Annotated in this window: 22 protein-coding genes and 1 pseudogene; 17 read left to right on the top strand and 6 right to left on the bottom strand. The window is 71.9% G+C overall.

Features of this window, described 5'->3' with window-relative positions; all coding sequences use genetic code 11:
- Positions 1-49 precede the first annotated feature (49 nt).
- The gene (locus AB0B29_RS20065; protein ID WP_362241373.1) at positions 50-361 is read left to right on the top strand and encodes a hypothetical protein; all 312 of its coding nucleotides are present in this window, start codon (positions 50-52) and stop codon (positions 359-361) included.
- A 19-nt stretch (positions 362-380) separates the two neighbouring features.
- On the opposite strand, the gene AB0B29_RS20060 is transcribed toward AB0B29_RS20065, so the two are convergent.
- Positions 381-866 (bottom strand): Lrp/AsnC family transcriptional regulator, encoded by a 486-nt coding sequence (locus AB0B29_RS20060; protein ID WP_362241997.1) that lies wholly within the window; start codon positions 864-866, stop codon positions 381-383.
- 190 nt (positions 867-1056) lie between these two features.
- On the opposite strand from AB0B29_RS20060, the gene pdhA (AB0B29_RS20055) reads away from it, so the two are divergent.
- The 6 genes from pdhA (AB0B29_RS20055) (at position 1057) to AB0B29_RS20030 (ending at position 8313) form a co-directional block, all read left to right on the top strand.
- Entirely contained in the window at positions 1057-2202 is a 1146-nt protein-coding gene (gene pdhA / locus AB0B29_RS20055; RefSeq protein ID WP_362241371.1) for a pyruvate dehydrogenase (acetyl-transferring) E1 component subunit alpha, read from the top strand.
- A complete protein-coding gene (locus tag AB0B29_RS20050; RefSeq protein ID WP_362241369.1) occupies positions 2199-3203 on the top strand; it encodes an alpha-ketoacid dehydrogenase subunit beta in 1005 nt (334 codons plus the stop codon). The genes pdhA (AB0B29_RS20055) and AB0B29_RS20050 overlap by 4 nt, the downstream gene beginning before the upstream one ends.
- Entirely contained in the window at positions 3203-4717 is a 1515-nt protein-coding gene (locus tag AB0B29_RS20045; protein ID WP_362241366.1) for a dihydrolipoamide acetyltransferase family protein, read from the top strand. Before AB0B29_RS20050 ends, AB0B29_RS20045 begins: the two co-directional genes overlap by 1 nt.
- 85 nt (positions 4718-4802) lie before the next feature.
- Positions 4803-5822, top strand: a complete 1020-nt coding sequence (locus AB0B29_RS20040; protein WP_362241364.1) for an NTP transferase domain-containing protein — start codon at positions 4803-4805, stop codon at positions 5820-5822.
- On the top strand, positions 5819-7207 hold the full coding sequence (locus AB0B29_RS20035) for a molybdopterin molybdotransferase MoeA (protein WP_362241362.1): 1389 nt from the start codon (positions 5819-5821) through the stop codon (positions 7205-7207). The genes AB0B29_RS20040 and AB0B29_RS20035 overlap by 4 nt, the downstream gene beginning before the upstream one ends.
- The gene (locus AB0B29_RS20030) at positions 7204-8313 is read left to right on the top strand and encodes a potassium channel family protein (protein ID WP_362241359.1); all 1110 of its coding nucleotides are present in this window, start codon (positions 7204-7206) and stop codon (positions 8311-8313) included. The genes AB0B29_RS20035 and AB0B29_RS20030 overlap by 4 nt, the downstream gene beginning before the upstream one ends.
- 75 nt (positions 8314-8388) lie before the next feature.
- Here the strand turns inward: AB0B29_RS20030 and AB0B29_RS20025 are convergent, their stop codons facing one another.
- Entirely contained in the window at positions 8389-9237 is an 849-nt protein-coding gene (locus tag AB0B29_RS20025) for an ABC transporter permease (RefSeq protein WP_362241357.1), read from the bottom strand.
- Positions 9234-10280 (bottom strand): ATP-binding cassette domain-containing protein, encoded by a 1047-nt coding sequence (locus AB0B29_RS20020; protein ID WP_362241354.1) that lies wholly within the window; start codon positions 10278-10280, stop codon positions 9234-9236. Before AB0B29_RS20020 ends, AB0B29_RS20025 begins: the two co-directional genes overlap by 4 nt.
- A gap of 170 nt (positions 10281-10450) precedes the next feature.
- Between AB0B29_RS20020 and AB0B29_RS20015 the strand changes: the two genes are divergently transcribed.
- On the top strand, positions 10451-11440 hold the full coding sequence (locus AB0B29_RS20015; RefSeq protein ID WP_362241351.1) for an NAD(P)H-quinone oxidoreductase: 990 nt from the start codon (positions 10451-10453) through the stop codon (positions 11438-11440).
- A 152-nt stretch (positions 11441-11592) separates the two neighbouring features.
- On the opposite strand, the gene AB0B29_RS20010 is transcribed toward AB0B29_RS20015, so the two are convergent.
- Positions 11593-12723, bottom strand: coding sequence for an FAD-dependent monooxygenase (locus AB0B29_RS20010; RefSeq protein ID WP_362241348.1), 1131 nt, complete (start codon positions 12721-12723; stop codon positions 11593-11595).
- A gap of 116 nt (positions 12724-12839) precedes the next feature.
- Between AB0B29_RS20010 and AB0B29_RS20005 the strand changes: the two genes are divergently transcribed.
- Together AB0B29_RS20005 and AB0B29_RS20000 are read left to right on the top strand one after the other, a co-directional pair.
- Positions 12840-13766: a LysR family transcriptional regulator gene (locus AB0B29_RS20005; protein ID WP_362241345.1), complete on the top strand. Its 927-nt coding sequence runs from the start codon at positions 12840-12842 to the stop codon at positions 13764-13766.
- A gap of 43 nt (positions 13767-13809) precedes the next feature.
- Positions 13810-13950: pseudogene (locus AB0B29_RS20000) on the top strand (transposase); the annotation flags it as partial.
- Between the two features lie 58 nt (positions 13951-14008).
- Here AB0B29_RS20000 and AB0B29_RS19995 read toward each other — a convergent pair.
- Entirely contained in the window at positions 14009-14695 is a 687-nt protein-coding gene (locus AB0B29_RS19995) for a hypothetical protein (protein WP_362242048.1), read from the bottom strand.
- 295 nt (positions 14696-14990) lie between these two features.
- On the opposite strand from AB0B29_RS19995, the gene AB0B29_RS19990 reads away from it, so the two are divergent.
- Positions 14991-15530, top strand: coding sequence for a bacterial proteasome activator family protein (locus AB0B29_RS19990; protein WP_362241342.1), 540 nt, complete (start codon positions 14991-14993; stop codon positions 15528-15530).
- Between the two features lie 60 nt (positions 15531-15590).
- Here AB0B29_RS19990 and AB0B29_RS19985 read toward each other — a convergent pair whose 3' ends face one another.
- Positions 15591-17231 (bottom strand): protein kinase domain-containing protein, encoded by a 1641-nt coding sequence (locus tag AB0B29_RS19985; protein WP_362241339.1) that lies wholly within the window; start codon positions 17229-17231, stop codon positions 15591-15593.
- A gap of 368 nt (positions 17232-17599) precedes the next feature.
- Between AB0B29_RS19985 and AB0B29_RS19980 the strand changes: the two genes are divergently transcribed.
- From AB0B29_RS19980 to AB0B29_RS19955, 6 genes are all read left to right on the top strand, one after another.
- Positions 17600-19195 (top strand): protein kinase domain-containing protein, encoded by a 1596-nt coding sequence (locus AB0B29_RS19980; RefSeq protein ID WP_362241336.1) that lies wholly within the window; start codon positions 17600-17602, stop codon positions 19193-19195.
- 393 nt (positions 19196-19588) lie between these two features.
- The gene (pdhA, locus tag AB0B29_RS19975; protein WP_362241334.1) at positions 19589-20785 is read left to right on the top strand and encodes a pyruvate dehydrogenase (acetyl-transferring) E1 component subunit alpha; all 1197 of its coding nucleotides are present in this window, start codon (positions 19589-19591) and stop codon (positions 20783-20785) included.
- 1 nt (position 20786) lies between these two features.
- Positions 20787-21764 carry an alpha-ketoacid dehydrogenase subunit beta gene (locus AB0B29_RS19970; protein ID WP_362241331.1) on the top strand — a complete coding sequence of 326 codons (978 nt, stop codon included), beginning with the start codon at positions 20787-20789 and terminating at the stop codon, positions 21762-21764.
- Positions 21765-21783: 19 nt separating this feature from the next.
- On the top strand, positions 21784-23268 hold the full coding sequence (locus AB0B29_RS19965; protein ID WP_362241995.1) for a dihydrolipoamide acetyltransferase family protein: 1485 nt from the start codon (positions 21784-21786) through the stop codon (positions 23266-23268).
- A gap of 248 nt (positions 23269-23516) precedes the next feature.
- On the top strand, positions 23517-25751 hold the full coding sequence (locus AB0B29_RS19960) for a glycoside hydrolase domain-containing protein (protein WP_362241328.1): 2235 nt from the start codon (positions 23517-23519) through the stop codon (positions 25749-25751).
- A 103-nt stretch (positions 25752-25854) separates the two neighbouring features.
- Positions 25855-26604: a hypothetical protein gene (locus AB0B29_RS19955; RefSeq protein WP_436845867.1), complete on the top strand. Its 750-nt coding sequence runs from the start codon at positions 25855-25857 to the stop codon at positions 26602-26604.
- Positions 26605-26688 lie beyond the last annotated feature (84 nt).

The raw sequence follows: 26688 nt of genomic DNA, 5'->3' as shown, positions 1-26688 counted from the left end.
AGTACGCGTGACGATGTCCCGGCCGCTTAGCGCTGATGGGGTGGGGCACATGCTCGGACAAGACGCACCGCCCACCCGCGCCACCCACCACCGGACCTGGTGGCGGGCACCGCTCGCGGCCACCCTGCCCGGTCTGCCGCTCCTCGTCCTGGAGTACCGCTGGTTCGCCGCCCAGGACGGCCCCGGTGCCTTCTCGGGCGTGCTGTTCTGGGCGGCAGGCCTGCTCGCGCTCGCCTGGGTGCTGCCGCACCGCCGGTCCCTGCGCGGCCTGCGGATCGCGGCCGCCGGCACCGGCCTCGGCTGCGTGCTGCTCCCGGTGACGTTCGCGGTGCTGCTCGGCGTCGCGGTGGCCGCGAGCTGACCGGCGCGGCCCGGCCGCCTCAGCCCTGCGGTTCCAGGTCCTCCTCCTCGAACACCAGCAGCGTGCGGGTGCTGAGCACCTGCGGGATCGCCTGGAGCCGGGTCAGGACCAGCTCGCGCAGGGACCGGTTGTCGGAGACGTGGACCAGCAGCAGCACGTCGAAGTCGCCGCCCACCAGGGCGATGTGGGAGGCGCCGGGCAGCTGTCTGAGCTCCTCGCGGACCGTGCGCCAGGAGTTCTGGACGATCTTCAGCGTGATGTACGCGGAGGTGCCCTGACCCGCCCGCTGGTGGTCGACCCGGGCGCCGAAGCCACGGATGACACCGTCCTCGACGAGCCGGTTGATGCGGGCGTAGGCGTTCGCCCGGGAGACGTGGACCCGCTCGGCGACCGACCGTATCGAGGCCCGGCCGTCCGCCTGGAGCATGCGCAGGATGTCCTGATCTATGGCGTCCAGGGGCCGCGGCGGCGGCAGCGGGCCGCTGTCGTCCTGGCCTTCGGCCATTTGTTCAGATGCCACCTGCGCCGACCTCCCCGCCATGGACGTACTGCGTCCATCTCAGGCTGTGGAGAACCGTTTGTCCACAGCCTGAGGCCACCCATAGCCAAACTGTGCCGTCGACCGAACAATCGGTAGGTGAGGCGGGTCACAGCCGACGCGCCTCTTCGAGCCGCTCCCACGAGGAGGTGCCGTCATGACGGTCATGGAGCAGCGGGGCGCGTACCAGCCGACCCCGCCGCCCGCCTGGCAGCCCCGGACGGATCCCGCGCCGCTGCTGCCCGACGCCGAGCCGTACCGCGTCCTCGGCACCGAGGCGGCCGCGAAGGCCGACCCGGAGCTGCTGAGGGCGCTGTACGCGCAGTTGGTGAAAGGCCGTCGCTACAACGCGCAGGCCACCGCCCTCACCAAGCAGGGCCGTCTTGCGGTGTACCCCTCCACCACCGGCCAGGAGGCCTGCGAGGTCGCCGCCGCCATGGTTCTTCAGGAGCGCGACTGGCTCTTCCCGAGCTACCGCGACACGCTCGCCGTGGTGGCCCGGGGCGTGGACCCCGTCGAGGCGCTCACCCTGCTGCGCGGCGACTGGCACACCGGCTATGACCCCTACGAGCACCGGGTCGCCCCCCTGTGCACCCCGCTCGCCACCCAGCTGCCGCATGCCGTGGGCCTCGCGCACGCCGCACGACTCAAGGGCGACGACGTGGTCGCGCTGGCCATGGTCGGCGACGGCGGCACCAGCGAGGGCGACTTCCACGAGGCGCTGAACTTCGCCGCCGTCTGGCAGGCGCCGGTCGTCTTCCTCGTACAGAACAACGGCTTCGCGATCTCCGTCCCGCTGGCCAAGCAGACCGCGGCCCCGTCGCTGGCCCACAAGGCCGTCGGGTACGGCATGCCGGGCCGCCTGGTCGACGGCAACGACGCCGCGGCCGTGCACGAGGTGCTCTCCGACGCCGTACGGCACGCCCGCGCGGGCGGCGGCCCCACCCTCGTCGAGGCGATCACCTACCGCGTCGACGCCCACACCAACGCCGACGACGCGACCCGCTACCGCGGTGACGCCGAGGTCGAGACCTGGCGCGAGCACGACCCGATCCGGCTGCTGGAGCGCGAGCTGACCGGGCGCGGCCTGCTCGACGAAGCCGGCATCGAAGCCGCCCGCCAGGACGCCGAGACCATGGCCGCGGCGCTGCGCGAGCAGATGAACCAGGACGCGGTCCTCGACCCGATGGACCTGTTCGATCACGTCTACGCCGAGCCCACGCCCCAGCTGCTGGAGCAGCGGCACCAGCTGCGGGCCGAGCTGGAGGCCGAGGCCGAGTCCGAGGGGGGCACGCACCGATGACCACCGTCGCCGTCAAGCCGGCCACCATGGCGCAGGCCCTCACGCGCGCGCTGCGCGACGCCATGGCCGCCGACCCCGCCGTGCACGTCATGGGCGAGGACGTCGGCACCCTCGGCGGCGTCTTCCGCGTCACCGACGGACTCGCCAAGGAGTTCGGCGAGGACCGCTGCACGGACACCCCGCTCGCCGAGGCCGGAATCCTCGGCACCGCGGTCGGCATGGCCATGTACGGGCTGCGGCCGGTCGTGGAGATGCAGTTCGACGCGTTCGCCTACCCGGCGTTCGAGCAGCTCATCTCGCACGTGGCCCGGATGCGCAACCGCACCCGCGGCAGCATGCCCCTGCCGATCACCATCCGCGTCCCCTACGGCGGCGGCATCGGCGGCGTCGAGCACCACAGCGACTCCTCCGAGGCGTACTACATGGCGACCCCGGGGCTCCATGTCGTCACGCCCGCCACCGTCGCCGACGCCTACGGGCTGCTGCGCGCGTCCATCGCCTCCGACGACCCGGTCGTCTTCCTGGAGCCCAAGCGGCTGTACTGGTCGAAGGACTCCTGGAACCCCGAGGAGCCGGCGCCCGTCGAGCCGATCGGCCGCGCCGTGGTGCGCCGCCCGGGCCGCAGCGCCACGCTCATCACGTACGGGCCGTCCGTACCGGTCTGCATGGAGGCCGCCGAGGCCGCCCGGGCCGAGGGCTGGGACCTCGAGGTCGTCGACCTGCGCTCCCTGGTGCCGTTCGACGACGAGACGGTGTGCGCCTCGGTGCGGCGGACGGGACGCGCGGTCGTCGTCCACGAGTCGGGTTCCTTCGGCGGACCGGGCGGGGAGATCGCGGCCCGGGTCACGGAGCGCTGCTTCCACCACCTGGAGGCGCCGGTGCTGCGGGTGGCCGGGTTCGACCTCCCCTATCCGCCGCCGATGCTGGAGCGCCACCACCTGCCCGGTGTGGACCGGATCCTGGACGCCGTGGGGCGCCTGCAGTGGGAGGCGGAGAGCTGATGGCACAGGTGCTGGAGTTCAAGCTGCCCGACCTCGGTGAGGGGCTGACCGAGGCGGAGATCGTGCGCTGGCTGGTCGAGGTCGGCGACGTCGTCGCGATCGACCAGCCGGTCGTCGAGGTCGAGACGGCCAAGGCGATGGTGGAGGTGCCCTGCCCCTACGGCGGTGTCGTCACCGCCCGCTTCGGCGAGGAGGGCACGGAACTGCCCGTCGGGGCGCCACTGATCACGGTGGCCGTGGGGGAGCAGCCCGCTTCCGGCGCCGACGACACCGGCTCCGAGGGGTCGGGCAACGTCCTGGTCGGCTACGGCACCTCCGAGGCGCCCGCGCGACGCCGCCGGGTACGGCAGGAGCGGCCGGGGTCCGGTGGGTCCGCGTCAGCCGGCCAGGCCGGTGCCTCGAGGCCGCTGAACGGGCGGGCTGACGCCGTCGTGTCTCCGGCCGGTGCGCAGACGCCGGCCGATGGTCCCGTGACGACCGCGGACGCGCGGGCCGGTCGCCCCGGCCCGGAGGACGGGCCCGTCCCCGTGATCTCACCCTTGGTGCGCCGACTGGCACGGCAGAACGGGCTGGACCTGCGGGAGCTGACCGGGTCCGGCCCCGACGGGCTCATCCTGCGGGCGGACGTGGAGTACGCCCTGCGCGTCGCGGGCCAGGGCGCCACGGCGGCACCGGCGGCCGCGCAGCACGCGGGTGTGCCGCAGGGACCTGGCCCGGCCCTCGCGACCAGGTCCTCGGCGTCGGCGGCCCCGGGCGAGACCCGCAGCCCGCTGACCGGCGAGACCCGCAGCCCGCTGACCGGCGAGACCCGTACCCCGCTGACCGGCGAGACCCGGACCCCGCTCAAGGGGATCCGGGGTGCCGTCGCCGACAAGCTGGCGCGCAGTCGCCGGGAGATCCCGGACGCCACCTGCTGGGTGGACGCGGACGCCACGGAGCTCATGCGGGCGCGCGCGGCCATGAACGCGGCCGGCGGACCGAAGATCTCCCTCCTGGCCCTGCTGGCCCGGATCTGCACCGCGGCCCTCGCCCGCTTCCCCGAGCTCAACTCCACGGTGGACGCGGAGGCCAGGGAGGTCGTCCGGTTCGACCACGTGCACCTGGGGTTCGCGGCGCAGACCGACCGGGGCCTGGTCGTCCCGGTCGTACGGGACGCGCACGCGCGCGACGCCGAGTCGCTGACCGCCGAGTTCGCCCGGCTGACCGAGGCGGGCCGCACGGGGACGCTGACACCGGGCGAACTCACCGGCGGGACCTTCACGCTGAACAACTACGGCGTCTTCGGCGTCGACGGCTCCACCCCGATCATCAACCACCCCGAGGCCGCCATGCTCGGCGTCGGCCGCATCGTCCCCAAGCCGTGGGTGCACGAGGGCGAGCTGGCGGTGCGGCAGGTCGTCCAGCTCTCGCTCACCTTCGACCACCGGGTCTGCGACGGCGGCGTGGCGGGCGGCTTCCTGCGGTACGTCGCGGACTGCGTGGAACAGCCCGCCGTGTTGCTGCGGACGCTGTGATTCCTGTTCCTCGCCCGGGCGGTGTGCGTGAGCGCGTCGCTTCCCCCGCGTTCCGTGTGATCGCGGGGGCACGCATACTCGGGGGGTGACCGCCTACGAGTCCCCCGGTGAACCAGGCGCCGCCACCGCCCTCGCGCACGGATCCGGCCCCGCCCGGTACGACGCCGTCGTGCTCGCCGGCGGGGCCGCCCGGCGCCTGGGCGGCACGGACAAACCCGGTGTGCGGGTGGGCGGGCGGCCCCTGCTCGACCGGGTGCTCGCGGCCTGCGCCACCGCCCGCACCACCGTCGTCGTCGCCGCGCCCCGGCCGACCGCGCGGCCCGTGACCTGGGCCCGCGAGGAGCCGCCCGGCGGCGGACCGCTCGCCGCGCTCGACGCCGGGCTCCGCCACACCACGGCCGAGCACGTCGCCGTGCTCTCCGCCGACCTGCCGTTCCTTCAGGAGCCCACCGTGGGCCGTCTGCTGGGCGCACTGCGGGCGAGCGGCTCCGACGGTGTGCTGCTGACCGACCCCGAAGGCCGTGACCAGCCGCTCGTGGCCGCCTACCGGGTGCCGCGGCTGCGCGAGGAGCTCGCCCGCCTCGCCGACCGGCACGGCGCCCTCGCCGGTCTCCCCCTGCGGCGCCTCACCGCCGAGCTGGACCTCACCCGCATCTCCGACCCCGTCGCGTCCTTCGACTGCGACACCTGGGACGACATCGCCACCGCCAGGGCACGTATCAGGGAGCATGGGCACGTGTTGGATGAATGGATTTCCGCCGTCAAGGACGAACTGGGGCTCGACCTCGATGTCGACACCCGCGGCCTTCTCGACCTCGCCCGCGACGCCGCCCACGGGGTGGCCCGGCCCGCGGCGCCGCTGACCACCTTCCTCGTCGGCTACGCGGCCGCACAGGCGGGCGGAGGCCCCGAGGCGGTCGCCGAGGCAGCCCGCAAGGCCGCGGCCCTGGCAGCCCGCTGGGCGCAGGAGAGCACCTCCGGGGCCGGACCCACCGCGGACGGCTCACAGCAGCCTCAGGGCGATGCGGCCACGGACGGCTCACAGCAGCCTCAGGGTGACGTGGCCCCCGACGCCACGCCCGATACCCGCCCGGACGCCGGATGACCCCGCACGGCGCCCGGGCCGGTGAGGACGCCGAGGACCTCGACGTCGAGGAGGTGCTCGCCCTCGTGAGGAACAGCAACGGCGACCACCCGCCCGACCCCGCGGAGCGAGGGGAGACGGACAGTGCCCGCGTCTCCCACCAGCCGGATCCCCCCGCGCGGACCGACACCCACCACCGCGCCACCCCCTGGCCCGAGGCCCGGGCCGTGGCCGAGCGCGCCGGCCGTGCCGCCGCCCGGGCCGCACGCCGCGCCCCCGTCTCCGCGCCCCTCGACACCGCCCTCGGCCTGACCCTCGCCGCCCCGCTGGACGCCCTCACCGACCTGCCCTCCTTCGACACCTCCGCGATGGACGGCTGGGCGGTGTGCGGGCCCTCCCCCTGGCACGTACGGGACGAGGGCGTCCTGGCCGGGCAGGCCGCGCCCGGGTCCCTCACCGACGGCGAGGCCGTCCGGATCGCCACCGGCGCCCGCATCCCCCCGGACGCCACCGCGGTCCTGCGCAGCGAGCACGGCCGCACCGACGACAAGGGCCGCCTGTATGCGACCAGGGACGTCGTCCACGGCCAGGACATCCGCCCGCGCGGCCAGGAATGCCGCACCGGCGACCAGCTCCTCGCCGTCGGCACGCTCGTCACCCCGGCCGTCCTCGGGCTCGCGGCCGCGGCCGGGTACGACGCCGTCACCGCCGTCCCGCGTGCCCGCGCCGAAGTCCTGGTCCTCGGTGACGAGTTGCTCACGCAGGGCCTGCCGCACGACGGTCTGATCCGGGACGCGCTCGGCCCGATGCTGCCGCCCTGGCTGCGGGCGCTCGGCGCCGAGGTCATCGCCGTCCGGCGCATCCGGGACGACGCCGACGCCCTGCACGAGGCCGTCACCGCGTCCGGGGCCGACGTCATCCTCACCACCGGCGGCACCGCGGCGGGCCCCGTCGACCATGTGCACCCCACGCTGCGCCGGCTCGGCGCCGAACTCCTCGTCGACGGCGTCAAGGTGCGTCCGGGGCACCCCATGCTGCTGGCCCGCATCACACCGGCACAGCACCTCGTGGGCCTGCCGGGCAACCCGCTCGCCGCGGTCTCCGGCCTGCTGACGCTCGCCGAGCCCCTGCTGCGGATCCTCGCGGCCCGCCCGGCGCCCGAGTCGTACACGATGCCGCTCCGGGACGCCGTGCACGGGCACCCGCACGACACCCGGCTCGTCCCGGTCGTCCTGCGCGGCGACGAGGCCGTGCCGCTGCACTACAACGGGCCCGCGATGCTGCGCGGTGTCGCGGCGGCCGACGCGCTGGCCGTGGTCCCGCCCGGCGGCGCCCGTCCGGGACAGGAGACGGAACTGCTCGACCTGCCCTGGGCGTCCGGAGGAATCGGGGTGTGTTTCACGTGAAACTTCCGGGCCAGGACGCCATCGCCCGCCAGGCTGACGAGCATCTGGTGACCCATCGGGTGAAGCTCCCGAGGAAAGTGGTGGAGCACCCGATCCGCCAGGTCGCCAAGCGGCTCTCGATGGCGCTGTTCGTCCTCGTCCTGACCGCGCTGATCGTCTACGCCGACCGCGACGGCTACAACGACAACGCGGGCGGCGGCATCAGCCTCCTCGACGCGTTCTACTACGCGACCGTCACGCTCTCGACCACCGGCTACGGTGACATCACCCCGGCGAGCGAAAGCGCCCGGCTCACCAACATCCTCGTCATCACGCCCCTGCGCGTGCTGTTCCTGATCATCCTGGTCGGCACCACCCTCGAAGCCCTCACCGAACGCACCCGGGAGGAATGGCGACTGACCCGCTGGAGGTCCACGTTGCGCGATCACACCGTCGTCATCGGCTTTGGCACGAAGGGCAGGTCGGCGATCCGGACCGTCTGCGCGACGGGTCTGAAGAAGGAGCTGGTCGTCGTGGTCGACCCCAGTTCCAAGGTGATCGACGCCGCGACCGCCGAGGGCTACGCGGGCATCGTCGGGGACGCGACCCGCAGCGAGGTGCTGAAGCGGGCCGAGGTGCACAAGGCGCGTCAGATCATCATCGCGACCCAGCGAGACGACACCGCGGTCCTGGTGACGCTGACGGCACGCCAGCTCAACCGCGGCGCGAAGATCGTGGCCACCGTGCGGGAGGAGGAGAACGCCCCGCTGCTCAAGCAGTCCGGCGCCGACGCGGTCGTCACCAGCGCCAGTGCCGCCGGACGGCTGCTCGGCCTGTCGGTGCTCAGCCCGTCGGCCGGCATGGTGATGGAGGACCTCATCCAGCAGGGCAGCGGGCTCGACATCGTGGAACGGCCGGTGGTGAAGGCCGAGGTGGGCAAGACGCCGCGGGAGATCGCCGACCTGGTGGTGAGCGTCATACGCGGGCACCGGGTCCTCGGCTACGACGATCCGTCCGTCGGACGGCTGGAGCTGACCGACCGCCTCATCACGATCGTGCGGAAGACCCCGGCCACCCAGGTCGCGCCGGACATCCGCCCGATGCCCCCGATGCCCCGCAACAACTGACGAGCGCAGCGAACGGCCGGCCGCCTCGCACCCGTCCGGTGCGCGACGGCCGGCCCAGAGCGCGGCAGTCCAGGGCTACTTCCGGTTGTACAGCCGCATCGTGACCGGCCCGAAGACCAGCACGAACAGGGCCGCCCAGCCCAGTGACCAGGCGACCTCGTCGGCCGGCCAGTCGCCGCCCATCAAACCCCGCACCGCCGACGCCAGATGCGTGATGGGGCTGTTGTTGACGAACGCCTGCAGCCAGCCCGGCATGGTCTTCGGGTCCACGAACACGTTGGACAGGAACGTGAGCGGGAAGATCACCATCATGCTGACGCCCATCACCGACTTCTCGGTGCGCAGCATCAGCCCGAACATCGTCCAGATCCACGAGAAGGCGAACGAGAAGGCCACCAGCAGGGCGATCCCGGCGAGCACGCCGGCGGCCCCGCCGTCCGGCCGGTAGCCGAGGATGATGCCGACGGTGAGCATCACGACCGACGCGATCGTGTACCGCAGGGCATCCCCGAGCAGATAGCCGACCATCGTGGACGGCCGCCAGATCGGCAGGCTGCGGAACCGGTCGAAGACGCCCTTCTCGATGTCGGTGTTCACGGAGACACCCGTGTACATCGTGATCATCACGACCGACATCACCAGGATGCCCGGCAGCAGGAACTGGATGTACTCCTCCGGCGAGCCGGCCAGCGCCCCGCCGAACAGGTACGTGTACATCAGCACCATCATGACCGGGAACGCCGTGACGTCGAAGAGCTGCTCCGGCACGTGCTTGATCTTGAGGATGGCCCGCCAGCCGAAGGTCATCGAGGCCGACCACGCACTGGGCCGCGGCGGTCGCTCCTTGGTGACGAGCAGGGCGGCGAGCGACTCGGCGCTGACCGGGGCGAGCTCTTTGCTCTCGGTGGTCGTCGCGGTGCTCATGCCGCCACCTCGTCCTTCGGGTCGTCACAGCGGTCGGAGGAGCCGGTGGAGTCGGCGGAGTCGGCGGAGTCGTGCGTGTCGTGCCCGGTGAGGGCGAGGAAGACCTCGTCGAGGCTGGGCTGGCCCAGGGAGAAGTTGTCGACGGTGATCCCGGCGCGGGCCAGCTCGCCGAGCGCGCGGGAGGCCTGCTCGGCCGCGGAGTCGTCGCTCGCCGCCGTACCGAGGCGGGCGGTGAGGGCCACCGGGTCGGGCTCCGGCTGCACCTGCGCGTCGAGGGCGCGGCGGAGCAGGCCGGCCGCGAGATCGCGCTGGTCGGGATCCCGGAGACGCAGATGGACGGACCCGGCGCCGACGGACGACTTCAGCTCGCCCTTGGTGCCCTCGGCGATCACCTTGCCCCGGTCGATGACGGCGATGCGGGACGCCAGCTGGTCGGCCTCGTCCAGATACTGCGTGGTCAGCAGCACCGTGGTGCCCTGGGCGACGACGGCCCGCACGATCTCCCAGACCTGGTTGCGGCTGCGCGGGTCCAGGCCGGTGGTCGGCTCGTCGAGGAACAGCAGGTCGGGGGTGTTGAGGATGGACGCGGCGATGTCGATGCGGCGCCGCATGCCGCCGGAGTAGTGCTTGACCTGCTTCGCGGCCGCGTCACCGAGCCCGAAGGCCTCCAGGAGCTGGGCGGCGCGCTCGCGGGCGGCCTTCTTGTGGTGGCCGAGCAGCCGGCCCAGCAGGACCAGGTTCTCGGTGCCGGTGAGGTCCTCGTCGACCGACGCGTACTGGCCGGTGAGGCTCACCCGGCCGCGCACCTCGTCCGCCTCGCGGACGATGTCGTGACCGAAGACATGCGCCTCGCCGCCGTCCGGCCGCAGAAGTGTGGCGAGCATCTTCACGGTGGTGGTCTTGCCGGCGCCGTTCGGGCCGAGGACGCCGTAGACCGTGCCCTGGGGCACGGACAGGTCGACGCCGTCGACGGCCCTCGTCTCGCCGAACGTTTTCACCAGGCCCGCGGTCTCGATCGCCAGGCCGGACGTCTGCGTGCTCATGCTTCGGGTCCTTCCGCGTGCTTGGGCTACGCATGGTGAGACCTTTACCGTCGCGCAAACTCATCGGTCGCGCACACGGGTCTTCGCCGGTACCGGTCTCATGGCGTAGGTGAGGAGGACCTCGGGGCGGAGCGGACTCGGTCCGGGGAGCTGCGGGTACGGTCCCTTGCATGCATGCGATCACGATTCCCGAACCTGGTGGGCCCGAGGCGCTGGTCTGGGACGAGGTCCCGGACCCCGTGCCCGGCGAGGGCGAGGTCCTGGTCGAGGTGGCGGCCGGCGCCGTCAACCGGGCCGACATCCTGCAGCGGCAGGGCTTCTACGAACCGCCGCCCGGCGCATCCCCCTACCCCGGCCTGGAGTGCTCCGGGCGGATCGCCGAGATCGGCACCGGCGTCTCCGGGTGGAACGTCGGCGACGAGGTGTGCGCGCTGCTCTCCGGCGGCGGCTACGCCGAGAAGGTGACCGTCCCGGCCGGGCAGCTGCTGCCCGTGCCCGACGGCGTCGGCCTGACACAGGCCGCGGCACTGCCCGAGGTGGCCTGCACCGTCTGGTCGAACGTCTTCATGATCGCCCATCTGCGGCCCGGCGAGACGCTCCTCGTGCACGGCGGTTCCAGCGGCATCGGCACGATGGCCATCCAGCTGGCCAAGGCCGTCGGTGCGCGGGTGGCCGTGACGGCCGGTACGAAGGAGAAGCTTCAGCGGTGCGCCGAGCTGGGCGCCGACATCCTGGTCAACTACCGCGAGCAGGACTTCGTCGAGGAGGTCAGGAAGGCGACGGACGGCGCCGGTGCCGACGTCATCCTCGACAACATGGGCGCCAAGTACCTGGAGCGCAACGTCAAGGCCCTGGCCGTCAACGGCCGGCTCGCGATCATCGGCATGCAGGGCGGGGTGAAGGGTGAGCTGAACATCGGCGCCCTGCTGGCCAAGCGGGCCGCCATCAGCGCGACGTCCCTGCGGGCCCGGCCCCGGGAGGAGAAGGCCGCCATCGTCGCGGCCGTACGCGAACACGTCTGGCCCCTGCTCGCGGGCGGCCACCTGCGCCCGATCGTCGACCGCGAACTCCCGATGCGGGACGCCGCAGCAGCGCACCGGGTGGTGGAGGAGAGCGGCCACGTCGGAAAGGTGCTGCTCATCGCCCCTCAGGGGGCGTGAACGCCCGCCCGGTCCGACGTGGGCCGGGCGGGCAGAGTCCCGTCCACCCCGCGACGCCGGCCACGCTCCCCCCTGCTGTCGATTCCGCCGTCGAAGGGGGCCCCTGACGCCGCGGGGTCGCCGGGCGGACGACGGGACGTTGCGGACGCGGCCTAGGTCGCGGTCGCGATGATGTGCGCGACGGCTTCGTCGTCCATGAACCCCTCCGGACCTCGGCCGGCCGGGGCCTTGGCGCGTGCGACGGAGGCCTGCAGTACGGTGCGCGCCCGGTCGACGCGCCGAGCGTGGAATTCCGCCCAGAGGTGCTCGTCCACACAGGACCTGCCCGTCAGCGCTTCGGCCAGTACCAAGGCGTCTTCGAGGCCTTGCGCCGCGCCTTGCGCGAAGGTGGGCGGGCTGTTGTGCGCGGCGTCGCCGATCACGACGATCCGGCCCCGGTTCCACGGTGCATCCGCCAGGTAGGCGTCCTGCAGCATGGGCCGCAGTGAACCGCGGTCGAAAGTCCGCCTCACCTCGTCCCACGGCCCGTGGAACTCGTCCATGATCCCCATGACCCGGTCGACCGCGGCGTCCGCACTCAGGCTTGCCCAGTTGGGCAGTGCGGTGGCGCTGTCGCCCACGAAGCCATACAGGACGTTCTTTCCAATGGGGAGAAGCCCTCCGACTCGGCTGCCGTGAATCTGGTCGAGATCGTCGATGCCGTCGACGGGAGGCCCGAGGAAACGCCAGATGATCGCATTGATGGTGATGCGCTCGCCGGTGATGCCGGCTGCGTCGCGTACCGCCGAGCCCACTCCGTCTGCGCCGATGACCAGGTCGTAGTCACCGTGGGAGCCGTCCGTCAGTTCGACCCGGACGCTGTCCCCCCGTTGGTGCAGGGAGCGGAAGGTACAGCCGAGTCGCAGCTTGACGCCCGCCTCGCCGACGCGTTCCTGCAGGAACCGCGCGAATCGCGGACGGGAGATGGCCACCGCTCCCGGCACGGCGGCGTCCGTGGACGCACGCGGGAACGGTTCTCGCATCACCACGGATCCCTCAGCATCAGCGCGACGGATCGTGAAGGTGTTCAGTACATGCCCTGCCTCTGTCACCCGGCTGAACAAGCCGGCCTTTTTGATCACTCGCAACGCGTTGTTCTGCAGCAGCAGTCCGGCGCCCACGGCGCTGATGGCTTCACGCTTCTCGACCACATCGACGGCGACACCCTCGTCCGCCAACAGGGCGGCGACGGTGAGGCCGACGGGGCCGGCGCCGATCACGAGTACATGCTGCACAGCAGGCATGAAATTGCCGCACCTCTCTCACTTCTTGATCTTGCCGCCTCAGTCTGGGCGCCCCGAGGTATCGACACAACAGCAATCTTCCTATGTCAACTATTGACGCCATCTATAGTGGTGGGATGGGGAAGTCACGTCGTCTCGCCGATATCGATCTCAATCTGCTGGTGGCGCTCGAGGCGCTTCTGTCGGAACGCAATGTCTCGCGCGCCGCGAGCAAGCTGGGCCGCTCGCAACCGACGCTGAGCGCGGCGCTCGGCAGACTACGCCGCCTCTTCGACGACGAATTGCTCGTACGGCAACGAGGTTCCTACCGGTTGACGCCGTTCGCGGCGGACATCCATCCAGCTGTCGTCAGCGCCCTGGAAGGGGTCGGGAAAGTACTGGGTGTTCCGGCTGAATTCGACCCGGAAACCTCACGCCGCGAGTTCACCGTCATGACATCCGACTACGTCCTGCACGTCCTGGGCGGGCCGCTGCTCAAATCACTGATGGAGCGAGCCCCGGCAGTGAAACTCCAACTGCTGAACGCACCCAGGGTCGACGCGGACCGCGCCAGTGAACTCCTGCGCGAGACCGATGGTTTGATCGTGCCGCCCGGGATTCTGGGCATGACGTCCAATGCCGAGATCTTCACCGACAGGTGGGTGGGCGTGGCCGACCGCGGCAATGCCGCCGTGGACGGATCCCTGGACGACTCCGCCTTGCGGGAGCTGCGCTGGGTCCGCAGCTACCGGGAGCAGTTCGAAGTGGTGGTGGGCGACCCGGCCTGGAGCCGTTTCTGGCTGGGCGACCGCGGCATGTTCGTGGTGGAGAGCATGACGTCGCTGCCCGGAATCATCGCGGGCACGGAACTCGTCGCTGTCGTTCCTTCCCGGCTCGCCGACACGGCGCCGCTTCCGCTCAAGACCTTCTCGCTGCCCCGCCCGCTGCCGCAACTCGCCGAACATTTCTGGTGGGATGCGGCACGGGAAAGCGACCCAGGGCATAAGTGGCTGCGCGGGCTGCTCGCCGAATGCGCAGCGGCACTGCCTCCGGAAACCTCGTAGTGCCGGTCGCTGAGGCCGCCGTGTTCGAGGAGGTCACCTGGCGCGGCGATGGGCCGACCACCGCCGCACTCTTGAAGCCATCGCGTGGAAGTACCGCACCAACTCGCCCTGGCGAGACCTCCCCGACGAGCTCGGCTCCTTCCAGACTGCTCACAAGTGGCTGATCAGATGGGCCGGAGTCGGCCTCGCCTCAGGCGGTGGCCGACTTGGTCGGACGGCTGCGGGATGACCGAAGACAGAACCTAGACCCGCCGCAGCCGCAGCGCCACGAACGCCAGGGCCAGTCCCAGGCCGATCAGGACCAGGCCGCTGCCCAGGGGCAGGATGCGCAGGACCTGGCCGACGGGGCGTTCCGTGGTCGCGGCCTCCCGTACGGACTGTTGCGACGGACTCGCGGACACCGGGTCGGTCTCCGGCGGCTCCTCGGGGAGGGCGAGGGCCGAGGCGTCGGAGAGGCCCTGCCCCTCCCCTGCCTCCTCCGGCCGTCCCGGCCGCACCCGGCCCTCTCCTGCCCTGCTCCCGGCCCGCGAGGGTTCACCGGCGTCGGATGGGGTCGCCCTCGCCGCCGCGGCCGGTGAAGCCGCCCGGGCCGACGGAGCAGCCAGGGGCGACGGGGCGGACCGGGCCGGTGAAGCCGCCCGGGGCGAGGGGGTGGGCCGGGACGGCGAGGCCGTCCGGGACGACGCCGTCGGGCGGAAGGACGCAGTGGTGGGGGCGGACGGGGACGATGAGGCGGGCTCGGGCGACGGGGTGGCGAGGGTCCCGGACCCCGCCTCCTCCGGCTCCGCCGAGTCCGCCGTGTCCGCCTCCTCGACGTACGTGTGGACGGCCCCGTAGGACGGGACGGAGCCGAAGGGTGAGACGGCCGCGCCGGCCCCCAGGGCGAGGACCAGTCCCGTCGCCCGCAGCGCGCGTAGCCATGGAGTCACGGGGGTGACCCCTTCCCGCCGTGCCCGGTAGGGCATAAACGGCAAGTTCGGTCATATCCTGCCCACCAGCCTCACACCGCCCCGCAGCCCGGGCACTCCGGGTTCGGCCGACGGACGGAACCGCTCGCGCGGCGGCCGGCCCGTTCCAGGGCCGGCAGCCCGTGACGTGGCGAGGAACAGCCGCCCCCGCCGGAGCAACCCGAAGCGTGACCGACTCGTCTCCTCCAGCGCGGTGGATCAGCCTCCTGTGGGGGCACCACGGAGGTGAGGTGCAGGCGTGCGACAGAATGGCGACATGGAGATGCCGAGGAACGAACGGTCGTCGGAGAACCCGCAGATCCTGGTCGTGGGCCAGGACGGCATGGCGCTCGGTGGCGGCGGCGCAGACGATGACTCCCGCGAGACCCCGCTCACGGAACAGGTGGAGCAGCCCGCGAAGGTCATGCGGATCGGCAGCATGATCAAGCAGCTGCTGGAGGAGGTGCGCGCCGCTCCCCTCGACGAGGCCAGCCGGGTCCGGCTCAAGGACATCCACGCCAGCTCGGTGAAGGAGCTGGAGGACGGTCTGGCGCCCGAACTGGTCGAGGAGCTGGAGCGGCTCTCCCTGCCCTTCACGGACGAGACGACCCCCAGCGACTCCGAGCTGCGGATCGCGCAGGCCCAGCTCGTCGGGTGGCTGGAGGGGCTCTTCCACGGGATCCAGACGACGCTGTTCGCCCAGCAGATGGCGGCGCGTGCCCAGCTGGAGCAGATGCGCCGCGCCCTCCCGCCGGGAGTCGGCGACGGCATCGACGAGCAGCACCCGGGCGGCCGGTCCGGCGGCCCCTACCTGTAGTCGTACGGAAAAGGAGAAGGGCCCGGCGAGACCGCCGGGCCCTTCCGTGCGTCGGGGGCCTCAGGAGGGCGGGTTGCCCGTCGAGACGCTGAGCTCGATCTCGGGCATGTCCTTCGGGTCGACGTCCGTGTCGGCGGACGGGAACTGGTTCATGACCGTGCCGTCGCCGTAGGTGTTCTCGTCGACCTTCTTCTCGTTCACTTCCCAGCCGGCCGCCTGCAGACAGGCCTTGACCGACTTGATGTTCTTGAACTTGAAGTCCGGGATCTGGATCTTGTCGGGGTCGTTGTACGACTCCCGCGGCTCCGTGCACTCCTCGGTGTCGATCGTCTTCGCGGTGTCCGGGCCGCGGTACCCGGGCTTCTTCTCCGCGGAGGCCGACGCGCTCGGGTTGCCGCCGCCCTTGTCGTCCTCGCCGCCGCCGTTCAGCAGCAGCGCCGTGACGAGGCCGCCGACCGCGACGACGGACACGATGATCGAGCCGATGATCACCGGCTTGTTGTTCCTGCCGCCGCCGGAGGAGGCGGCCGCGGCCGGGGGCGACAGGTTGTAGGGCGGCGGCGTCGACGGGCCGGCGTGCGGGGAGTACCCCGCCGGGGCCGGCGTCTGGTAGCCGCCCTGCTGCGGGTAGCCGTACGCCGGGTTCGGCCCCGTCGGGGCGGGCGTGCCGTACGGGTTCGGGGGCGGGGTCGGCTGGTACGGCGTCTGCACCTGGCCCGAGGGCGCCGGCGTCGCCTGGTCGACCGGCGGGAACACGGCCGAGCCGACGCCCGCGCCGCTGGGGGCCTGGGTGCCCGGGACGATGCTCGGCGGCGCGGCCTGGAAGGACGCGGCCACCCGCAGGCACTCGTCGCGCATGGCCTCGGCGCTGGGGAAGCGCTCGTTCGGGTTCTTCTTCAGCGCACGGGCGATCAGCGCGTCCACGGCCGGGGGCAGCGAGCGGTTGACCGAGGACGGAACCGGCGGCTCCTCCTGGACGTGCGCGTACGCGATGGCCAGCGGCGAGTCCGCCTCGAACGGCAGCCGCCCGGTGACCAGCTGGAACAGCATGATGCCCACCGAGTACAGGTCGGAGCGGGCGTCCACACCGCGGCCGAGGGCCTGCTCCGGCGAGAGGTACTGCGGGGTTCCGACGACCATGCCGGTCTGCGTCATCGACGTCACGCCGGACTGCATGGCGCGCGCGATGCCGAAGTCCATGACCTTGACCACGGCGCGCTTGGTCATCATCACGTTGCCCGGCTTGATGTCGCGGTGGACCAGGCCCATCTCGTGGCTGATCTCCAGCGCGGCCAGCACGTCCGCGGTGATCTTCAGCGCCTTGTCGGCGGGCATCGCGCCCTGCTGCCGCACGTCCTCGTCGAGGACCGAGCCGAGCGGGCGGCCCTCGACGTACTCCATGACGATGTACGGCGTCGTCATGCCGTCGAGGGTGTCCTCGCCGGTGTCGAAGACCGACACGATGTTGGTGTGCGTGAGCTTGGCCACGGACTGGGCCTCGCGGCGGAACCGCTCGCGGAAGGCCTGTTCCCGGCCGAGATCCGTGTGAAGTGTCTTGATGGCGACCTGCCGGTCGAGCACGCTGTCGTACGCGAGGTGCACCGAGGCCATGCCGCCCTGGCCGAGGAGGTCACGCAGCTGATAGCGGCCACCGGCGAGCGCCCGCCCCGCGTACTGGCCCTGTGCGCCGTCCTGGCTCATGTCCCGTTTCCCCCGTAGCCCTTGAGGCGCCGCCGACTTGCGCTGATCCACCGCGGATCCGTCGCTGGTCCGTCGTTGATCCAAACCGCCATTCCCGGCCAAGTCTGCCCCAGGGCACCGACACGTCAAGCTCGGTGCCCGTTCCGTGACCGTACGCGAAAGAAGCGTCGCGGAAGCGTTACCGGGGGCGTACGGGCGGGACACAGAATTTGCACGACGGTAAGGAGTGAAGGTTTCATGGCCGGTCCGTCTCGTGCCGCTCCCGGTGCCCCTTGTCGGGCCGGAGGCTTGCGCGGAGGCTGTAGCGTGGCCGACGGAGACCGTAACAACACCGCGCGCACCGCGGGCAGAAACGACGGCGAGGACTGATGGCACAGCAGCAGCGCGCTCAGGGCCCGTCCGACCCCGAGGGCACTGGCGGCGGCATGTCGGAGGCGCCGGAGTCCTGGGGGAACGGCGGACTGGTCGGGGACGGCCGGTACCGGCTGACCCGCAGACTCGGCCGGGGCGGCATGGCCGAGGTGTTCGCAGCCGAGGACGTCCGTCTCGGACGCACCGTCGCGGTCAAGCTGCTCCGCTCCGACCTCGCCGAGGACCCGGTCTCCAAGGCGCGCTTCACGCGTGAGGCCCAGTCGGTGGCCGGCCTCAACCACCACGCGATCGTCGCCGTGTACGACTCCGGTGAGGACTTCGTCGGCGGCCAGTCCGTGCCGTACATCGTCATGGAGATCGTCGAGGGCCGCACCATCCGCGACCTCCTGCTGAACGCGGAGGCGCCCGGTCCCGAACAGGCGCTGATCATCGTCTCGGGCGTCCTGGAGGCGCTCGCCTACTCGCACCAGCACGGCATCGTGCACCGCGACATCAAGCCCGCCAACGTCATCATCACGCACAACGGCGCCGTGAAGGTGATGGACTTCGGCATCGCCCGCGCCCTGCACGGCGCGTCCACGACGATGACGCAGACCGGCATGGTCATGGGCACCCCGCAGTACCTCTCCCCCGAGCAGGCGCTCGGCAAGGCCGTCGACCACCGCTCCGACCTGTACGCGACGGGCTGCCTGCTCTACGAACTCCTCGCGCTGCGTCCGCCGTTCACCGGCGAGACCCCGCTGTCCGTGGTCTACCAGCACGTCCAGGACATCCCGACGCCGCCGTCCGAGGTCTCCGACGCCTGCCCGCCGGAGCTGGACGGCATGGTCATGCGCTCCCTCGCCAAGGAGCCCGACGACCGCTTCCAGACGGCGGAGGAGATGCGAGGGCTGGTCCAGTACGCCCTCCAGATGCTCTACGACCAGGGCGGCCACACCGGCACCTGGAACACCGGCCCGGTCGACACGCACGAGGGCCGCAACACCCCGTCGGGCGGCTTCGCCGGTGCGACGGCCGTGATGGGCCACCCCGGGGACGTCTCCGGCACCGCGCAGATCCCCTCGCCGATCCTGCCCGGCGGCTACAGCGGCGGGGACGACGGCGGCTTCGAGGGCCACGGCAACAAGGGCAGCGGCCGCGGCAAGCTCTGGATCCTCGCGGTGCTCGCGGTGATCGCCATCGCCGCGGGTGTGGCCCTGGCGCTGCAGAACACCGGCGGCGACGAGGACGGCCCGAGCAAGGAGCAGAAGCCGACGGCCACGCAGAGCAAAGAGAAGGAAACGCCCAGCGAGACCCCGAGCGACGACGACACCGGCCAGCCGACCGACACGGAAACGGACACCGGGACCGGCACCGGCTCGGGCAACGGCAACTGGACGCCGACCTACAAGCCGTCCCCCACGCCGACGCAGAGTGCTCCGGCCTCGCCCACCGGCGAGCCGACGGGCCAGCCGACCAGCCCGGCGCCGACCGGCGAACCGACGGACGAGGAGCCCACGGACCCGGGCACCCCGACCGACGACACCGGCGGTGCCGACGGCGGCGGCACCACGGAGGGCATCGTGGGCGGCGCGGGCGGCGGCGAAGGCTGACCCGCAGCTCAGCGGCATGATCCACGCGCGCGTGGGGCCCGGCGACGGGGCCCGCGCGCGCGTGCCGTTTCGGGTACGCCGAAAAGAGGACTCTTCCCGTGACCTGGGTCACCGGGTTAACGTGCGGTTGCTCCGGCCTCCTGCAAGGCTGTGACCAGGCACCCTTCCGCGCCTTTCCGATTTACTTGGAAATCCAAGCAAAATCGCAGGTCAGGTGGGGTTTCACAGAAATGTGGCGCACTGGGTAACGTGCTTTCTGCAGGGCGCTCGCCGGGGCACCTGTCACGCCTGTTCCCGGCCGAGTGGCACCCACCCCGTGCCCCGGTGGCGAGAACAGGTGAGCCGTACTGGCCTACCGGCAACCCCGGGGGCCGGACCGACGGAGGAGCACACGTGACCGTGGAGAGCACTGCCGCGCGCACATCGCGACGCAGCGCCGGAAGCAAGGCCGGCACCACCGGCACCAAGCGCACCACCCGCACGCCTGCCAAGAAGGACGCCAAGAGCGCCGAGCCCCAGCTCGTGCAGCTGCTGACGCCCGAGGGCAAGCGCGTCAAGAACGCCGAGTACGACAAGTACGTCGCCGGTATCACTCCGGAAGAGCTCCGCGGCCTCTACCGCGACATGGTGCTCACCCGCCGCTTCGACGCCGAGGCCACCTCCCTGCAGCGCCAGGGCGAGCTGGGCCTGTGGGCGTCACTGCTCGGCCAGGAGGCCGCCCAGATCGGGTCCGGCCGGGCCACCCGGGAGGACGACTACGTCTTCCCGACCTACCGTGAGCATGGCGTGGCCTGGTGCCGCGGCGTCGACCCGGCCAACCTGCTCGGGATGTTCCGAGGCGTGAACAACGGCGGCTGGGACCCCAACAGCAACAACTTCCAGCTGTACACGATCGTGATCGGCTCCCAGACGCTGCACGCCACCGGCTACGCGATGGGCGTCGCCAAGGACGGCGCCGACAGCGCGGTGATCGCCTACTTCGGCGACGGCGCCTCCAGCCAGGGCGACGTGGCCGAGTCCTTCACCTTCTCCGCGGTGTACAACGCCCCGGTCGTGTTCTTCTGCCAGAACAACCAGTGGGCCATCTCCGAGCCCACCGAGAAGCAGTCCCGCGTGCCGATCTACCAGCGCGCCCAGGGCTTCGGCTTCCCGGGCGTCCGGGTCGACGGCAACGACGTGCTCGGCGTCCTCGCGGTCACCCGGTGGGCCCTGGAGCGGGCCCGCAGCGGTGAGGGCCCGACCCTCGTCGAGGCGTTCACCTACCGCATGGGCGCCCACACCACCTCCGACGACCCGACCCGCTACCGGGGCGACGAGGAGCGCCAGGCCTGGGAGGCCAAGGACCCGATCCTGCGCCTTCGCCGGTACCTGGAGGCCTCAAACCACGCGGACGAGGGATTCTTCCAGGAACTGGAGGCCGAGTCCGAGGCGTTGGGCAAACGAGTGCGCGAGGCGGTCCGTGCCATGCCGGACCCGGACCACTTCGCGATCTTCGAGAACGCCTACGCGGACGGACACGCGCTCGTCGACGAGGAGCGCGCCCAGTTCGCCGCGTACCAGGCGTCGTTCGCCGACGAGGGGGGTAACTGAGATGGCCGACAAGATGGCACTGGCCAAGGCGATCAACGAGTCGCTGCGCCGCGCCCTGGAGTCCGACCCCAAGGTCCTGATCATGGGCGAGGACGTCGGCAAGCTCGGCGGCGTCTTCCGGGTCACGGACGGCCTGCAGAAGGACTTCGGCGAGAGCCGCGTCATCGACACCCCGCTCGCCGAGTCGGGCATCGTCGGCACGGCGATCGGCCTGGCCCTGCGCGGCTACCGCCCGGTGGTCGAGATCCAGTTCGACGGCTTCGTCTTCCCGGCGTACGACCAGATCGTCACGCAGCTCGCGAAGATGCACGCCCGCTCGCTGGGCAAGGTCAAGCTCCCGGTTGTCGTACGCATCCCCTACGGTGGCGGCATCGGCGCGGTGGAACACCACTCCGAGTCCCCCGAGGCGCTCTTCGCGCACGTGGCCGGACTGAAGATCGTCAGCCCGTCGAACGCGTCGGACGCGTACTGGATGATGCAGCAGGCCATCCAGAGCGACGACCCGGTGATCTTCTTCGAGCCCAAGCGCCGCTACTGGGACAAGGGCGAGGTCAACGCGGAGGCGATCCCGGGCCCGCTGCACAAGGCCCAGGTGGTCCGCGCGGGCACCGACCTGACCCTGGCCGCCTACGGCCCGATGGTGAAGCTCTGCCAGGAGGTCGCCGACGCGGCCGCCGAGGAGGGCAAGAACCTGGAGGTCCTGGACCTGCGCTCGGTCTCCCCGCTCGACTTCGACTCCATCCAGGCGTCGGTGGAGAAGACGCGCCGCCTGGTCGTCGTCCACGAGGCCCCGGTGTTCTTCGGCTCGGGCGCGGAGATCGCCGCGCGGATCACCGAGCGCTGCTTCTACCACCTGGAGGCCCCGGTGCTCCGGGTCGGCGGCTACCACGCGCCGTACCCGCCGGCGCGCCTGGAGGAGGAGTACCTGCCGAACCTGGACCGGGTGCTGGACGCCGTCGACCGCTCGCTGGCGTACTGAGGAGAAGGTCGTGACGACGATGACGGAAGCGTCCGTGCGCGAGTTCAAGATGCCCGACGTGGGCGAGGGACTCACCGAGGCCGAGATCCTCAAGTGGTACGTCCAGCCCGGTGACACGGTCACCGACGGCCAGGTGGTCTGCGAGGTCGAGACGGCGAAGGCAGCCGTGGAGCTGCCCATCCCGTACGACGGCGTGGTCCGGGACCTGCACTTCCCGGAGGGCACCACGGTCGACGTGGGCACGGCGATCATCGCGGTGGACGTCGGCGGCGGCAGCGCCGCACCCGCACCCGCAGCCGAGGCGCCCGCAGCCGGGCAGCCCGCCGTCGCGCAGCCCGCGGCAGCGGCTGCCGCCGAGGAGCCGAAGGCGGCGGGCTCGGGCCGCCAGCCGGTCCTGGTGGGGTACGGGGTGGCGACCTCGTCCACCCGCCGCCGCCCCCGCAAGGGCCCGGAGGTCCCGGTCCAGCAGGTCTCGACGGCGATCCAGACGGAGCTGAACGGCCACGCGCCGGCGGCCCCGGCCGCGCCCGCCCCGGCAGCGACCGCTCCGGCCGCTCCCGCCCCGGCGGCTCCGGCCGTTCCGGCGGGCGGGGAGCGCCCGCTGGCCAAGCCGCCCGTCCGCAAGCTGGCCAAGGACCTGGGCGTCGACCTGACGACCGTCGTCCCGACCGGCCCGGACGGCATCATCACCCGCGAGGACGTGCACGCGGCGGTCGCCGAGGCCGTACCGGCGGCCACCGAGCCGCAGGTCGCACCCGCCCCCGCCGTGTCCCGGGCCCAGGCTCCGGCGTCGTACGACACCACGCGGGAGACCCGTATCCCGGTCAAGGGTGTCCGCAAGGCGACGGCGGCGGCGATGGTCGGCTCCGCGTTCACCGCGCCGCACGTCACGGAGTTCGTGACGGTCGACGTGACGCGCACGATGAAGCTGGTCGAGGAGCTGAAGGCCGACAAGGAGTTCGCGGGCCTGCGGGTGAACCCGCTGCTGCTGATCTCCAAGGCGCTGCTGGTCGCGATCCGGCGCAACCCGGACGTCAACGCGTCCTGGGACGAGGCCGCACAGGAGATCGTGGTCAAGCACTACGTGAACCTGGGCATCGCGGCCGCGACCCCGCGCGGTCTGATCGTGCCGAACATCAAGGACGCGCACGCCCAGACGCTGCCGCAGCTGGCCCGGTCGCTGGGCGAGCTGGTGGCGACGGCCAGGGACGGCAAGACGTCCCCGGCGGCGATGCAGGGCGGCACGGTGACGATCACCAACGTCGGCGTCTTCGGCGTCGACACGGGCACGCCGATCCTCAACCCGGGCGAGTCCGCGATCCTCGCGGTCGGTGCGATCAAGCCGCAGCCGTGGGTCCACAAGGGCAAGGTGAAGCCCCGTCAGGTCACCACGCTGGCCCTGTCCTTCGACCACCGCCTGGTCGACGGCGAGCTGGGCTCGAAGGTCCTGGCCGACGTGGCGGCGATCCTGGAGCAGCCGAAGCGCCTGATCACCTGGGCGTGAGCCGACTGCGGCGGCCCCCTGTCCCTCGCGGGCGGGGGGCCGCCGGCGTTTGTACGGAGGGTGAACCGGCGGTTCGCCGACGATCACAACAATCTCCTGCAACCCACCCAAGTACCGCACAGTAAGCGGTTTATCCGGACATACGATCAAGCTCACCACGAGATCGACCACTCGCCCGGCGTCCCGGGGGAGTCCGGTTCCGGGCTGCGACGGGCGCGGTCACTCCCTCGAAAGCGAGTGAACCCCCCATGCGCGACGCGATGGTGCTCAAGGCCCAGAGATTCGTGAACTCCGTCTACGGCAGCCGCACCGGCACGACCGTGCAGGAGACCGGCGAGGCCGACTGGGCGACCCTGTACGCCCTGACCCGCGCCCTGCAGTACGAGCTGGGCATCACGGCGTTCTCCGACAACTTCGGCCCCACCACACTCAGTACCCTGACCGCCAGGTACCCCAAGCTCGACGCCGGCACCGTCCCCTCGCCCGACTTCTGCCGCATCATCCAGGCCGGCCTGTACTGCAAGGGCTACGACGGCGGCGACCTCGACGGCACGTACGGCACCCGGGTGCAGGAGGCCGTCACCCGGCTCAAGACCGACATGGGCGTGGAACAGGCCTACCGCGGGCCCTCCTTGACGCCCAAGGTCTTCAAGGCGCTGCTCACGATGGATTCCTACGTCCCCGGCGCCTCGGGCACCGGGCAGGTCCGGGCCGTCCAGCAGTGGCTCAACGGCCGCTACGTGAACCGGCAGGACTTCTTCGTCATCGCCTGCGACGGGCTCGTGTCCCGCGACACCGCCAAGGCGCTGCTCTTCGGCGTGCAGTACGAGCTGGGCATGGCGGACGGCACCGCCAACGGCAACTTCGGGCCCGGCACCCAGTCGGGACTGAAGTCGCACCCCGTGACGCACGGGGACACGGGCGTCTTCGTCCAGCTGTTCTCCGCCGGAATGGTGATCAACCGGCGTCCCGCCGCCCTCACCGACACCTTCGACTCCTCCCTCGCCGCTGCCGTCCGGGCCTTCCAGACCTTCGCGGCGCTCCCGGCCACGGGCGAGGGCGACTTCGCGACCTTCGCCTCCCTGCTGGCCTCCTTCGGCGACCAGTCCCGCCCCGCCAGGGCCTGCGACACCACGACCCGGGTCACCCCGGCCCGGGCGGCGTCGCTCAAGGCGGCCGGGATCGCGTACGTCGGCCGCTACCTCACCAACCCGAGCGCCACCTCCCTGCCGGAGAAGGCCATCCAGCCGGGCGAGCTGGACACCCTCGCCCAGCAGGGCCTGCGCTGCTTCCCGATCTACCAGACCGTCAACAGCGACGCCTCGGACTTCGACTACGTCGCCGGGCGGACCGCGGGGTACGCGGCGGTCAACGCCGCCCGCGACCACGGCTTCCGGCGGGGGACCCGGATCTTCTTCGCCGTCGACTTCGACGCGATCGACGCCGAGATCACCGCGAACGTCCTGCCCCACTTCAAGGGCGTCAAGGAGGCGATGGCGGACTCCGGCCACCCGTACGAGATCGGCGTCTACGGCTCCCGCAACGTGTGCGCGCGGGTCGGCGCTGCCGGTTACTCGACCGCGAGCTTCGTCGCCGGCATGTCCGCGGGTTTCGACGGCAACGCCGGGCACCCGCTGCCCGGGGACTGGGCCTACGACCAGTTCGTGGTCCGCACTCTCGGCTCGGGGGAGGGGCAGCTCGAGATCGACGCCGACAACGCCTCGGGGCGGGACACCGGGCAGGGCGCGTTCGACCGGCCGCGGCCCGCCGTCCCGGACGTCGCCTTCGACGCCCGTCAGGTGCCGGCGCTGCGGGCCGACCTCGCGCGCTACATGCGCTCGATCGGCCGGCCGGACACCGGCGGCATCGGCGGCGACGCGCGGCTCTACTCCAACGCGCAGGCGGTCGCGGCGATCCAGGACCAGGACGGGCTGATCACCGAGCTGTCGAAGACCTACTCGATGCGCAAGGCGCTGATCCAGACGGCCGTCTACTGGGCTTTGCGCGACTACGACCTCGCCGCCCAGGCCACCGACCAGCAGGTCGCCGACCACCACCTCAGTGGCTCGGGCCCGGTCAGGGACTCGCACACCGGCATCGGCGAGATCAGCGCTGCCGACGCCATCCAGGCCTGGAACCACTGCATCGGCTGGGGCTTCGTCACCGGCGACCACCGTGACCCGGCCGAGGATGCCGACCTGTGGACCGTGTGGCAGCAGCTGAACAAGGACAACGCGTTCAGCGTGCGCACCGCGGCCCTGATCCACCTGTGGGGCACCCGCGGCAGGCCCGGCGGGCAGCTGCCTCCCGGTGACCGCGTCACCACCCCGCGGTCCATGCGTCTCGACCTCGTCGAGTTCGAGATCACCGAGCTGCTGCGCCGCTACCGGGCCTGGGACCCCGACGTGGAGTCCCAGACGCACCAGAGTCTGGCCGTCTACCAGATCTTCGAGAAGTACAACAGCATCCTCCGCAACGCCTGAGCGCGTGCGCGCGACAAGACTTCAGGAAGAGACTCCGTTGAAGCTCAGCCTCCCCCGCCTTTCCCGCAGACCGTCGGCGTCCGGCGCCGCCCACCGCAGGACGCTGACCCGCCGTGCCCTGCTCGGCCGTGTCGCCGCCGTCGGCGGTGCCGTGGGTGCCGCAGCCCTGCCCCTGTCCCACCTCCTGTCCCAGGCGTACGCCGACGCGAACAACCCGATCCCGGCCCGCGTGCGGGACGCCCTGCGCAGCGCGCAGGACCGGACCCGGCGCGTGCTGGCCGGCTCGCGCTCCCACAACGGCTGGGAGATGGAGAACGTCGCCGACGACGGCGGCACCGTCTACACCCGCCCCGTCCCCGGCACCCCGCTCACCGGCGTCGCCGTGCGCATGGGCGACGTGGAGACCGTCCTCGTGCACCTGGTGCGCCGCTTCCACTACGAGGTCGACCCGCTGCGCCGGGGTGACGTCGTCGGATGGCACGACCCGGCCGGCCTCGCCAGGAGCCGGCCCGAGTCCAACCTGGCGTCCGGCACGGCTGTGCGGATCCGGCCCGGCTTCTACCCGCGCGGCGCCCGGGGCGGCTTCTTCCCGCAGCAGGAGGTCGTGATCCGCGACATCCTCGCCGAGCTCGACGGCGTGGTCCGCTGGGGCGGCGACGACCGTACGCCCGACGAGTCGCTGTTCGGCATCGACGTACGCCCCGACGACCAGCGGCTGGTCCGGGTCGCGGCGCGGATCCGCGGCTGGCAGCTGGATCCGGGGGCCGGTGCGGGAGTCCCGGTGAACGTGCTGTCGGGTGCCCGGCGCAAGGCGGCCCGGGCGCTGGAGCGCCGGCAGCGCACCGCGGCATGACCTCCGTATGACCGAAGGCAGCCGTATGACGAAGGGGGCTCCGCCGCGGTGTGCGGTGGAGCCCCCTGTGCGGTCCTGCTGGTG

It is taken from the genome of Streptomyces tibetensis (assembly GCF_040647715.1).
In the GTDB taxonomy this organism is placed as follows: Bacteria; Actinomycetota; Actinomycetes; order Streptomycetales; family Streptomycetaceae; genus Streptomyces; species Streptomyces tibetensis_A.
This window is presented reverse-complemented; position numbering and strand designations above follow the sequence as displayed.